This is a genomic window from Arthrobacter celericrescens, from assembly GCF_003614925.1.
In the GTDB taxonomy this organism is placed as follows: Bacteria; Actinomycetota; Actinomycetes; order Actinomycetales; family Micrococcaceae; genus Arthrobacter; species Arthrobacter celericrescens.
Window position 1 is genome coordinate 21,386 of sequence record NZ_QYLP01000027.1, and the last position, 12,169, is coordinate 33,554.

A 12,169-nucleotide genomic window follows, 5' to 3' on the forward strand; every position below is an offset into this window, starting at 1 on the left:
CCGCGGAGCGTGAGATGTGCCGTATGTGGATGAATTTGATGGGTTTCTGCTGGATCACTCCGGTCTTGGCCTGGTCCTTATCCCGGAAACGCGCGGATTCACTGAGCTCGAGGTGAGGTGATCCAGCAGAATGATCGCGCGGGATCCGACCTTCAGGGCACGGCTATGTGATCCAGCCCGCCCTACCCGCCTGCACCCTCCAGCCCGAACGGGTTGTTCCCGCCTACCGCGCCGTAGCGCACAATTGTTCTGTGCGCACATTCGGTGTGGAAGAGGAACTGCTGATCGTCGACCCCGCGAGCGGTGAACCGCTCGCCCTTGCCGACGCGCTCCTCGCCGGGATCGGGGCGGCCGACGGCGATCCGGCCGAAGCAGCCGATGCCGCCGCCCAGGACCCCCAGGACCTGGAGGATCCCGACGTCGACGAGGCGCACCGCGGACTCCGCACCGGCCTTAGCCACGAACTCAAGCTCGAACAGATCGAAACACAGACCCGTCCGTGCCGCAGCCATGCCGAACTCCTGCGCCAGATCCGCCGCGGCCGGACCATGGCCAGCGACGCCGCCCGCAGCCTCGGCGCCCGGATCGCTGCGCTGGCCACCTCGCCGGTCGATTCGGCCACCCACACCACGCCGAACCCGCGTTACGCCGTGATGCAGGAACGCTTCGGCATCACCGCGCACGAGCAGCTGACCTGCGGATTCCACGTGCACACGTCCATCGCTTCCCCGGAGGAAGGCGTGCTGGTGTTGGACCGCATCCGGGACAAGCTCGCCGTGCTCACCGCCATCAGCGCCAATTCCCCGTATTGGCGGGGCCTGGCTACGGGCTTCGAAAGTTACCGCACACAGGCCTGGAACCGCTGGCCGTCCTCGGGCCCGTCGGCCGTGTTCGGCTCCCTGGCCAGTTACCGCCGGGTGGTCCGCCGGCTGATCGACACCGGAGTCCTCCTGGACGAGGGCATGATCTACTTCGATGCCAGGCTGTCGCGGAACAACCCCACGGTGGAGGTCAGGGTGGCCGATGTCTGCCTGCGCTCCGAGGACGCGGCACTGATCGCAGTGCTGGTGCGGGCGCTTGTGGAGACTGCCGTGCGGGAATCCCAGGCAGGGGTGGAACCGTCCTCCGTGCCCACTGCACTGCTGCGGATGGCCTCGTGGCAGGCCAGCAACTTCGCCCTGCGCAACGACCTCCTGGACTTCGGAACCTTCCGGCCCGCGCCCGCGGCCGACGTCGTCTGGTCCCTCGTCGAGTACCTGGAACCCGTCCTGGCCGAGCAGGGCGAGCTCGACCTCGCCCAGACCGGGATCGCCGGGATCCTGCAGCGCGGGAACGGCGCCACCGAACAGCGCCGCATCGCGGACGAACGCAGCGAAAACGACAGCGGCAGCCCGGACCCCGCCGCGCTGGCCGCCGTCGTACGACACGCTGTCCGGGAGACGATGCCCGAAGCCGCGCCGGTGCCCGACACCAAGTCCCTGCCGGTGCTCACCTGGGTGCGGCAGGACTGGCGCGGAGCCGGTATCTAGGAACGCCCTAGACCTGCTTGAGCGCCTGTTCCAGGTCGCGGATGAGGTCGTCCACGTCCTCAAGGCCCACGGAAAGCCGCACTACGCCGTCGCTCAGGCCGATGGCCGCACGGCCCTCCGGCCCCATGGCGCGGTGCGTGGTGGTGGCAGGGTGGGTGATGAGGGACTTGGAGTCGCCCAGGTTGTTCGAAATGTCGATCACGGACAGGCCGTCCAGCAGCGCGAACGCCGCGTCCTTCGCCGAGCGCCCGCCCGAGGGCAGGAGCTCGAAGGTCAGCACGGTGCCGCCGGCCTTCATCTGCTTCGCGGCGAGTTCGTACTGCGGGTGCGACTTCAGCAGCGGGTACTTGACCCAGTTGATGGCCGGCTGCTCCTCAAGCCACTCCGCGATCTTCAAGGCAGAGGACGAGGAGTGATTCACGCGCAGCCCGATGGTCTCCAGGCCCTTGGTCAGCACCCAGGCGTTGAAGGCGGAGAGCGAGGGCCCCGTGTGCCGCATGAGCTGCTTGACCGGGCCGTCGATGAATTCCTTGGTGCCCAGGATCGCCCCGCCCAGCACGCGGCCCTGGCCGTCGATGTGCTTGGTGCCGGAGTAGACGATCACGTCCGCGCCGAGTTCGCCGCAGCGCTGCAGCAGGGGAGTGGCGAACACGTTGTCGACGACGACGGTGGCGCCAGCGGCGTGCGCCAGTTCGCTGACCGCGGCGATGTCCACGATCTCCTGCATCGGGTTCGACGGCGATTCGAAGAAGACGGCGGTGGTGGGCTCGGAGAGCGCGGCACGCCACTGCTCCAGGTCCGGTCCGTCGACGAACACCGTCTCAACGCCCCAGCGCGGCAGGATCTCGTTGAGGATCACGAAGCAGGAACCGAACAGGGAACGGGCGGCAACCACGCGGTCCCCGGCGGCCAGCAGCGCACCGAGGGCGGTGAACACCGCGGACATGCCGGACGCCGTCGCGAAGCACGCCTCGGTGCCTTCAAGCAGGCGGAGGCGTTCCTGGAAGGTGGCCACGGAGGGGTTGCCGTAGCGGGAGTAGACGAAGCGCTCGTCCTCGCCGGTGAAGGCCCGCTCGGCGGCGGCCGCGGACTCGTAGACGAAGCCGGAGTTCAGGAAGACGGCCTCGGACGTTTCCTGGAAGTTGCTGCGGTCAAGGCCGCCGCGCACGGCCTGGGTGTCGGGGCTCCAGGTGGCGGCGTCGGGATTGAAAGTCACTTAGATGTTCCCCAGGTTCGTAGGCAGTCCGCGGTTCTTCCAGCCGTTCACGGTGCGTTCGCCGTAACGGTCGGGATCCCCCTCGAAGCCTTCCAGCACGTTGTAGGCGGTGAATCCGGCCTGGGTCGCGGCGATGGCGGCCGAGATGGAGCGCTGGCCCGAGCGGCAGATGAAGATGAGCTCCACGTTGCTGTCCTCGGGGGCCTGCTGCTTGAGTTCCTCGACGAAATTGCCGTTGGGGATTCCGCCGGCGAAGTTCCACTGGATGAACAGCGGATCGTTCTCCGTGGCCTTGGTGTCCGGGATGCCGATGTGTGCCCACTCGGCCTCGGTGCGCACGTCCACCAGGATGGCGCCTTCCTCAAGTTTCGCCCAGGCGTCCTGGGGGCTCAGGTCTCCGGCGTAGCTCATGCGTGTCCCTCGAATGCTTCCTCGTCGTCGTAGCCTTCGAGCTCGTCGACGGCGGTGGCCACTGCCGCGTCGGCGCTCGCGACGGCGGCAGGCAGGATCACGGCCTGCGCCACGATCACGCTGGTGCCGTTGAAGGTCGCTGCCGGGCTGCCGTGCAGCACGTAGCCTTCGGCGAGGGCGGCGGAAATCCGCTCGCAGAACTCGCGGTTGTCCGGGCCGGTCAGGAGGCGGTAGGAAAGTTTGTCTTCGCTTGGTTCAGGCATTGGTGCTCCTCAGTCACGCTTGCAGTTCGAATGTGTCGATACGCCGAGTAGTCACCTGAGGCACCCCGCCGGGAGAGAGGGTTGCCGACCAGCAAAGTCAGGGCTTAACGCTGGTGCTCATTACTCACTAAGAAAAATAACACCGGCGACGGCGGCCCGCAGTCCGGCCGCCGTCATGTTCCGTAACCGGGCGCATTGTCCGGCACAGCCTAGGTATACAAGCCACCCGGGACAGTAGCGCCAGGCGCCGTCAGTTCACGCGGAGTCCACCTCCCGGCCCGGATTTCCGGCGGCTCCGGAAACGGCGACTTGTATCATCAGCGCTGTGGACAACTACGCGAGCCTTCCGCTGCACCAACGCCTGAGTGAGGAATTCCGGGCCCGGATCCGCAGCGGCGTGTGGGCGGCCGGTTCGCAGCTGCCCAGCGAAGCTGAGCTCTGCCGCGAATTCGGCACCTCCCGTGGCCCGGTGCGCCAGGCACTCGCCGCGCTGCGGGCCGAGGGGTCCGTGACCGGCGGCCGGGGCAAGCCGCCCATGGTCCGCGGCGAAGTGCACTCCCAGTCCTTTTCGACGTTCATGTCGTTCACCGAATGGGCCCACTCGATCGGCCGCGTTCCTGGCCAGCGGACGCTGGAAGTCGCGCGCCGGGTGGCCGGCAGCGAAGCGGCACTGCAGCTCGGGCTGGAAGCGGGGGACGCCGTCGTCGAGGTCCTGCGGCTGCGGACCCTGGACGGGGTGCCGGCCATGATTGAACGCACGTCCTTCATCCTGGAAGTGGGGCGCCTGCTGTTCGACTTCGATCCGGACGGGGGCTCCATCTTCGCCTACCTGAAGGACCAAGGCGTGGACCTCAGCCGCGCCCGCCACACCATCGACGCCGTGCCGGCGGACGAGCAGGACGCCCGGCTCCTGGACCGCGAGCCCGGCATCCCGCTGCTCCGGGAACGCCGGCTGACCCTGTCGGCGGAGGGCAGGAAGCTCGAGTATTCGGACGACCGCTACCTGCCGGAGCTCACCAACTTCACTGTGGACAACAGCGTCCAGCAGCGCACCGCGCTGGTGCGGGTGCACACGGCCTAGACATCTGCCGCTGCGGCGGGGCGGCGGGCACCGGCGGATGCTGTACCACAGGCTGGCTGCAATGGCATAATTTTCAGATCAGGTCTGCACTGCCGCATCCAGCTGGGGGATCGCATGCACGCTCTAGAACACTTGCGCGCGGGTACGGAAAACCCGTCAGGCAGGGACACGCCGAAGGAGACTTCGGCCTATACCAAAGCCGGCATTGCTGGCTGGGCCGCGCAGCTTGGCCATCCTGCGCCGGAAGCGCCACGCTCCCGGCGGATGGCACACATCGGGGGCGTCAGCGCTATCGCGGCCCTGGTCCTCTACCTCGCCTGGCGCATCGCCTTCACCTTGCCGGCCGGCGGGTCGGACCTCGTGGCCGCCTGGGTGCTGGTCTCCTTCGAAGCCCTGCCGCTCGCCGGGATCGTCCTGAAGACGATCACCATCTGGAACATCGACAGCGCCACGCCCGAACCGCCCAAGCAGAAGCTGCGGACCGCGGTCCTGATCCCCACATACAACGAGCCTGTGGAGGTGCTGTCCCCGACGGTGGCTGCGGCGTGCGCCCTCCAGCCCGCCCATGAAACCTGGGTGCTCGACGACGGCGACCGGCCCTGGGTCGCCGAAATGTGCCGGTCCTTCGGCGCCAGGTACGTGAGCCGGCCGAGCCACGAACACGCCAAGGCAGGCAACATGAACCACGCCCTGGAGCTCATGGCCCGGGAGGAGAAAGCCGGCGGGGAACCGATCGAGATCATCGCCGTCCTGGACTGCGACCATGTTCCGCTTCCTTCCTTCCTCACGGCCACGCTGGGCTGGTTCAACGACGACAGGGTCGGCCTCGTGCAGGGGCCGCAGGCCTTCTACAACTCGGGAGCCTTCGACGACGACGGCATCGCCGGGGAACAGGGCCTGTTCTTCAACGTCCTGATGCCGGCCCGCAACGTGGCCGGGGCGGGGCCGTTCTGGTGCGGGTCGACGGCGCTGCTCCGTGTGAAGGCGCTCCGCGAGGTGGGCGGCGTGGCCACCGAGACCATCTCCGAGGACCTCCACACCACGCTCAAGCTGATCCGCCGCGGCTGGCGGACCGCCTACCACCACCAAACCCTCGCGGTGGGGCTGGCTCCGGCGACCGCCGAGCAGTACCTGCTGCAGCGCCGCCGCTGGGGCATGGGTGCCATGCAGATCCTGGCCTACGAGAAGCTCTGGGCGGCCAAGAGCTGGATGTCGTGGCGCAATTTCCACGAATACCTCAACGGAACGCTGTGGTGGCTCGAAGGGCTCGCCACCCTGGTGGCGTTCTTCGTTCCCCTCTTCATCCTGTTTTCCGGAGCACAGACCTCAACCGCCGGGCCTGTCCTCTTCACCATGGTGTTCGGTTCGATGTTCTTCATCCGGCTGTGGGGAATCAAACGGCTCCTGCGGCACCAGATCAGCTGGCCGACGGCGTTCGCGCTGCGGATCTTCCGGATTCCGATCGGCCTGGCCTGCTCGTGGTGGCTGCTTTCCCGCAAGACCCTCGAGTTCCAGGTCACGCCGAAGGGCGCTTACCATGATCGCCGCCGCGGCCGGGTGCCGCGGATGATCTACGTCATGATCGCCGTCGTGATCCTGGCGCTCCTTTACGCGGCGGCCGGGATGCTGGGCTGGGTTCCGTGGTCCACCGGTGCCGGGTCGACTGTCGCGTCAGGGGTCTGGCTTGCTGTTGCCGGCTTGGTCCTGCTCCTGGGCGCACTGCGCATCCGGGCAAACGAGTATGCCACCTCAAGGCGGGACGCCCACAGGATCAACGTCCATGTGCCGGTGACCCTTGCCGGCTGCAAGGGCGAACTCCTTGATATTTCGATGGGCGGGGCGGCAGTGCGCGTCCGATCGGGCGAGCTGCCGGAATCCGGTCCGGTGCAGCTCATCCTGCCCGGGGCGGCGCCGCTGACCCTGCACATCGTGCGGGAGTGGACGACGGCGGGCGGGTCGCGGACAGTCTCCCTGCGCGATCTCCGGGGCGAATGGGCAACGTACCGCGCGATTTCGCTGTGGCTGTTCCATACGCCGCGCGGCGCCGTTCCCGGGTTGCCTTCCGGAGTTCCCGTCGTCGCCCTGCGGAGCGCGTCATGACAGTCAGCAAGCCCTGGCTGGTGTGGATCGCCGTTTCCGGCGTGGCTGTTTCGCTGCTGACCGCGTGGTTCTGGCAGCACCCGGCCACCGGTGCATCCCAGACCCTGGGCGACTTCGCGATCTTATGCTGCGCGCTGGCCGCCGCTGCCAGCTGCGCCTTTGCTGCCCGCCGCGACAAGGAGAGTGCCCGGGCCTGGCGGTTCATCGGGGCCGGTGCCTTCGTGTGGTGCTCGGGGATGACTGTGTGGACCTTCTACGGCCTCACCCTGGACCATGTTTACCCCTTCCCGTCGCCCGCCGACGCCCTCTTCATCGGCTACGCGGTGCCCGTCGCGATCGGGCTCTTCGCGTTCCCCCGTCCGACCGCGGCCGGGGCCCAGCAACTGCGCACCGTGCTGGACGCCGCCGTCATCGCCAGCTCCGCGCTCTTCATCAGCTGGGTAACCGTCCTCGGACCGGTCTACAAGAGCGAAGGGCTGGACATCCTTGCCTGGCTGGCCTCGATGGGCTATCCGATCGTCGACGTCGCCCTCGCCTCGCTGGTGTTCGTGCTCACCATGCGCCGCTCCCGGCGGGAGCGCCTGCAATGGGCCTGCCTGGGAGGCGGCGTCGTGGTGCTGACCGTCACGGACAGCGCCTACGTCAGGATGACTGCCGAGGGGGTCACCGGATCCACCGGAACCCCGCTGGCGGCGGGCTGGATGTGTGCCTTCCTGCTGATCGGCCTGGCCCCGTTGATTCCGCATTCGAAAGGCGTGCGCAGGGAACCGCTGTGGAACTCCCTGGCCTTGGAGATGCTCCCGTACGTGCCCGCCGTCGCCGCCGTGGTGGCCGCTCCCACCCGGCTCCGGGACGTCGCGGATCCGGTCCTGGTGATCACCGGGGTTTCCGCCTTCGTGCTGGTGGTCATCCGGCAGTTCTTCATCATCTACCAGAACGTCACCCTCACCCGGCACCTCGAAGCCAAGGTCGCCGCGCGCACGGCGGAACTCGAGGGCCTGGGCGCAATCGTGAATTCCTCGGCGGATGCGATTGTCGGCAAGACACCCGACGGGCTCATCACCAGCTGGAACCCGGCGGCAGAGCGCCTGTACGGATACCACGCCGCCGAAGCCATCGGCAGGCACGCGGACTTCATCATCCCGGTGCATCTGCGCGAGCGGGAGAACGCCTACCTCGCCGATGTCGCAACGACGGGCACAACCCACACTTATGAAACCGAGCGGGTGCGCGGCGACGGAATGCTGGTGCCGGTATCGCTCACCGTGTCGCCCATCAGCGGGACGGACGGGATCCACGGCGTGGCCACCATCGCCAGGGACATCACGGACCGCCTCCGGAACGAGGCCGAACTTGTCGCAGCCCGCGAAGACGCGGAAGAATCCAGCCGACTGAAGTCCGAGTTCCTGGCCACCATGAGCCACGAAATCCGCACCCCGATGAACGGCGTCATCGGCCTGACGGGAGTGCTGCTCGACACCGAACTCGACGAACGCCAGCGGCAGTACGCCAACGGCGTGCGGGTCGCGGCGGACGCCCTGCTGTCGCTGATCAACGACATCCTGGACTTCTCCAAGCTTGAAGCCGGGAAGGTGGAGCTCGACCCGGAACCGTTCGACCCCCGGCTCCTTGTGGAGGAAGTCGCGGGCCTCCTGGCCGAGACGGCGAGGGAAAAGGACCTGGAGCTCATGGCCTACTGCCGCCCGGAAGTCCCGGTCTCGCTCCTTGGCGACGCACGGCGCATCCGCCAGGTCCTCCTCAACCTCGCCTCGAACGCTGTGAAGTTCACCGAAGCCGGCGAAGTGGTCATCAGGGTGGCCCTCGTCGAAGACAGGGCCGACGTTGCGACGGTCCGCTTTGAAGTCCGGGACACCGGCATCGGCATCGACGCGGCAGACCATGAGCGGCTCTTCGAACCGTTCCTCCAGGCGGACGCGTCCACCACACGCAAGTACGGCGGGACCGGCCTGGGCCTGGCGATCTGCCGCAGGCTCACCGAAGCCATGGGCGGCGAAATCGGCCTGACGAGCACCCCCGGCAGCGGCAGCACGTTCTGGATCACCGTGCCCCTGCCGGTGACGGATCCGACGACGCTGCCCGCCCAGCCCCCTTACGCCCAAACCGAGGGGCTGCGCGTGCTGGTGGTGGACGACAACGCGAGCAACCGGATGATCCTCGAAGCGCAGCTGGCCGGCTGGAAGATGCAGGCCGACGCCGTCGGAGGCGCGCGGCACGCGCTGAAGCGCGCCCGCGAGGAGGCCGACGCCGGGCATCCCTACGACATCGCCGTGCTGGACATGTGCATGCCCGAGATGGACGGCGTGGAGCTGGCGCGCCTGCTCAGCACCGACGAGGCCTTGAAGTCCATGAAGCTCATCCTGCTCACCTCCACCACGCAGGTGGACCGGCGGGAGCTGAAGGCTGCAGGGATCAGGGAATGGCTCACGAAGCCGGTGCGGAGTTCGGAGTTCTACGACCGGCTCATCCGCCTCATCGCCGGCCCGGTGGTTCCCGCCGGGGCTCCCGCGGCGGCCGCGCCGCATGGCGGGAACCGCGGCGAAGGGCTGGTGCTGGTGGTGGAGGACAACGACATCAACAAGCTCGTGGCCCGGAGCATGGTGGAGAAGCTCGGGTACGCGGTGGACGTCGTGTCCGACGGCGCCGAAGCCGTGGCCGCGACCGCCGCCCGGCACTACGACGCTGTCCTGATGGACTGCCACATGCCCGTGCTGGACGGCTTCGAAGCCACCCGGATCATCCGGGCGAGGACGCACAGCGGACCCAGGATTCCGATCATCGCGATGACTGCCGGTGCGATGGACGAGGACCGCGAGCGGTGCCTCGACGCCGGCATGGACGACTACCTCTCCAAGCCGGTGGACGAGTTGAAGCTGCGCTCCGTGCTGGCCCAGTGGATACCCCGCAAAGCGTCCGACGGGGGCAACGCGTCCGACGGCGGTGCGGCGGCGGACGTGGCCGCCGCACCCGGTGCGGGAGCCGGGACCGTCTCCGGGACCGCCCGCGGGACGGGAGCGGAAAGCGCGACGGACCTTGCCGGCGTCGCCGCTTTGCTTCCTCCGGAACTCGCCGGTCCCGTCCTTGACCCGGCCAGGCTGGCAACCCTGCGCTCGCTCGGACCGGCGGACGGCCGCGGACTGCTTCCCGCTGCCGCCCTGGCGTTCAAGGGCGAGATCCTGCCCTCCCTCGAGGGGATCCGCGCCGCCGCGGCCGACGGCGGCGATGCCCTGGGCCGGGCGGCCCACAAGCTGAAGGGGGCAGCCGCCAACATCGGCGCCACGCGTGCAGCCGGCCTGTGCCGGCAGCTGGAACAGGTGGGCCCCGGCTCCTCCGGTGCCGGGCTCGAAACCATCGAACTCCTGGAAGCCGAGCTGGCCCTCGTGGCCGAGGCCTTGGACGAAGCATTGTTCGCGGCGCCATGAGGGTCCTGGTTGCAGACGACGACTTAGGCTCGCGGCTGGTGGCACAGGCCGCCGTCGAACAGTCCGGCCACGAATGCATCGCGGCGGCCGACGGCGCCGCCGCGTGGGACATGTACCAGCGCCACCGCCCGCAGGCGGTGGTGAGCGACCTCGAGATGCCGGGGATGGACGGGTTGGCCCTTTGCCGTGCCATCCGCGAGGCGGACACGGATTCGTACACCTACCTGGTCCTGGTCACCTCGCACGGCTCCAAGGAGGCCGTGGTGGCCGGGATGAACGCGGGCGCGGACGACTACATGACCAAACCCCTGGACCCGTTCACCCTGCACACCCGGCTGCTGGTCGCCGAACGGGTAACCTCCCTGCACGCCGACCTGGCCCGCTACCGCGCGGCGCTCGCCGAGCAGGCACGGACGGATCCGCTCACCAAGCTGCGCAACCGGCTCACCCTCGCCGAGGACCTCGAACAGCTCCGCAAGACCGCCGAACACGCCGGCGAGCAGTTCAGCGTGGTCCTGTGCGATGTGGACTACTTCAAGCGCTACAACGACCTCTACGGCCACCAGGCCGGTGACGCCGCACTGCGGGCCGTGGCAGACACCCTGGCGAAGCAGGTGCGGCAGAGCGACGGCGTGTACCGCTTCGGGGGCGAAGAGTTCCTGATCGTGCTGCCCCGGCAGTCGCCGTCGGGCGCCAGGGCCTTCATGGGCCGTGCGTTCGAGGCAGTGCGCGAACTGGAGATCGCGCATTCGGGGAACCCGCCGGGCATCCTCACCCTGAGCGGCGGGATCGCGGCCTGCACGGACACCCACCGGGTCAGCGTGGACACGCTGCTGAACGAGGCCGATCTCGCCCTGTACTCCGCCAAGGCTGCGGGCCGGAACCGGGTGATGGTTTCCCGGCCGACCGCCGAAAGCCTGGCGTTGCACGGCGGCAATTGACACGGCGGCAATTGGCCAGAGCGCTCGCGGGACTGACCCATCTGAATGGATCCCTTCTGAAAGGAACAAACCTGGTGCGTGGTGTGTCTCTTCCCGGCGTTGTCGGAGCCCTCGTCCTGGCGGCGACGCTTGTCGTTTCCCCACCCGCCACCACCACTGCGAACGCTGCGCCGATAGTCGCAGGCACCATCCAGGCCGGGACCGGTCCCGAGTTCGTTGCAGTAGACTCCGCGGCTGGCACCCTGTATGTCACGAACGCCGGTCAGGACACGGTATCCGTGGTGGGCAGCACGGGCACGGCCACCACCGTCGCCGTCGGAAATTTGCCGCAAGGCGTCGCGGTCGATCCAGGCACCCACAAGGCTTACGTCGCCAACTACCTGGGCAACTCCGTTTCCGTCATCCAAGGAACCACGGTGACGGCAACCATTCCAGTGGGCACGGCCCCGTACGCGGTGGCCGTGGACCCCGGCACCCACACCGTCTACGTCACCAACTCGCAGGGCAACTCCGTCTCGGTGATCAAGGACGGCGCAGTGATCGCCACCATTCCTGTGGGCCAGGGGCCGTACGGGGTGGCGGTCGATCCCGGGACACACACGGCCTACGTCACCAGCCTCTACGACGGCACACTGTCCGTCATCGAGAGCAACGCTGTCAGCAACGTCATCTCCCTCGAAACAGGCGTTACCGGGGTGGCCGTGGACCCGTCAACGCATCTCGTCTATGCCGTCAATCCATCCGCGGTGAGCCTGAGCGTGGTCAACGGGGATCAAGTGACCGCCTCGAACCCCTTCGGGGACAGCAACCCGCACCAGGTGGCAGTCGATCCGGCAACCCACTCGGTCTACGTGGCCCACTCCTACGCCGACAGGGTGTCCGTGCTTGACGGGGCCGGCGCTTACGGGCCCAGCGTCACCGCGGTTATTCCGGTGGGAGTCCAACCGGTCGGCGTCGCCGTCGACCCCGCAACGCACACCGCGTACGTCGCCAACTCCGGCAGCAACACCGTCTCGGTCATCAGCGACGCCCCCAGCGAGAGCACCGGCACCGAGGACCCCAGCGGCAACGATTTCAGCGGTGACGGCAGCGTCGACGTCCTGGCGCGGGATTCGTCGGGGTCGTTGTGGTTGTATCCGGGGAATGGGCGTGGCGGGTGGTTGGCGCGGGTGCGTGTTGGTGGGGGTT

9 protein-coding genes and 1 riboswitch are annotated in these 12,169 nt (G+C 68.1%); of the genes, 6 read left to right on the plus strand and 3 right to left on the minus strand.

Features of this window, described 5'->3' with window-relative positions:
* Window positions 1-251 precede the first annotated feature (251 nt).
* Window positions 252-1,529: a glutamate--cysteine ligase 2 gene (locus tag D3654_RS06120; protein ID WP_120520644.1), complete on the plus strand. Its 1,278-nt coding sequence runs from the start codon at window positions 252-254 to the stop codon at window positions 1,527-1,529.
* Between the two features lie 7 nt (window positions 1,530-1,536).
* Here D3654_RS06120 and D3654_RS06125 read toward each other — a convergent pair whose 3' ends face one another.
* The 3 genes from D3654_RS06125 to D3654_RS06135 are packed head-to-tail and all read right to left on the minus strand — an operon-like array spanning window position 1,537 to window position 3,419.
* Complete coding sequence (locus D3654_RS06125; protein WP_120520636.1) at window positions 1,537-2,745, minus strand: O-succinylhomoserine sulfhydrylase; 1,209 nt, start codon at window positions 2,743-2,745, stop codon at window positions 1,537-1,539.
* On the minus strand, window positions 2,746-3,156 hold the full coding sequence (locus tag D3654_RS06130; RefSeq protein ID WP_120520637.1) for a rhodanese-like domain-containing protein: 411 nt from the start codon (window positions 3,154-3,156) through the stop codon (window positions 2,746-2,748).
* Window positions 3,153-3,419: a DUF1737 domain-containing protein gene (locus D3654_RS06135; protein WP_120520638.1), complete on the minus strand. Its 267-nt coding sequence runs from the start codon at window positions 3,417-3,419 to the stop codon at window positions 3,153-3,155. The genes D3654_RS06130 and D3654_RS06135 overlap by 4 nt, the downstream gene beginning before the upstream one ends.
* Before the next feature lie 10 nt (window positions 3,420-3,429).
* Window positions 3,430-3,544: riboswitch (SAM riboswitch) on the minus strand.
* A gap of 200 nt (window positions 3,545-3,744) precedes the next feature.
* On the opposite strand from D3654_RS06135, the gene D3654_RS06140 reads away from it, so the two are divergent.
* From D3654_RS06140 to D3654_RS06160, 5 genes are all read left to right on the plus strand, one after another.
* Entirely contained in the window at window positions 3,745-4,500 is a 756-nt protein-coding gene (locus tag D3654_RS06140) for a GntR family transcriptional regulator (RefSeq protein ID WP_120520639.1), read from the plus strand.
* Window positions 4,501-4,764: 264 nt separating this feature from the next.
* Window positions 4,765-6,600: a glycosyltransferase family 2 protein gene (locus tag D3654_RS06145; RefSeq protein WP_162943641.1), complete on the plus strand. Its 1,836-nt coding sequence runs from the start codon at window positions 4,765-4,767 to the stop codon at window positions 6,598-6,600.
* Window positions 6,597-10,040, plus strand: a complete 3,444-nt coding sequence (locus tag D3654_RS06150) for a hybrid sensor histidine kinase/response regulator (RefSeq protein ID WP_120520641.1) — start codon at window positions 6,597-6,599, stop codon at window positions 10,038-10,040. The genes D3654_RS06145 and D3654_RS06150 overlap by 4 nt, the downstream gene beginning before the upstream one ends.
* The gene (locus D3654_RS06155; protein ID WP_120520642.1) at window positions 10,037-10,981 is read left to right on the plus strand and encodes a GGDEF domain-containing response regulator; all 945 of its coding nucleotides are present in this window, start codon (window positions 10,037-10,039) and stop codon (window positions 10,979-10,981) included. Before D3654_RS06150 ends, D3654_RS06155 begins: the two co-directional genes overlap by 4 nt.
* A 74-nt stretch (window positions 10,982-11,055) precedes the next feature.
* Window positions 11,056-12,169, plus strand: a 1,114-nt coding sequence (locus tag D3654_RS06160; RefSeq protein ID WP_162943642.1) for a YncE family protein, incomplete at its 3' end; no start/stop codon positions are given.

Excerpts from the sequence above, each read along its gene's own strand:
- D3654_RS06130 (WP_120520637.1), bottom strand. The coding sequence starts at position 3,156 with ATGAGCTACGCCGGAGACCTGAGCCCCCAGGACGCCTGGGCGAAACTT.
- D3654_RS06135 (WP_120520638.1), bottom strand. The coding sequence starts at position 3,419 with ATGCCTGAACCAAGCGAAGACAAACTTTCCTACCGCCTCCTGACCGGC.
- D3654_RS06145 (WP_162943641.1), top strand. The coding sequence starts at position 4,765 with ATGGCACACATCGGGGGCGTCAGCGCTATCGCGGCCCTGGTCCTCTAC.
- D3654_RS06150 (WP_120520641.1), top strand. The coding sequence starts at position 6,597 with ATGACAGTCAGCAAGCCCTGGCTGGTGTGGATCGCCGTTTCCGGCGTG.
- D3654_RS06155 (WP_120520642.1), top strand. The coding sequence starts at position 10,037 with ATGAGGGTCCTGGTTGCAGACGACGACTTAGGCTCGCGGCTGGTGGCA.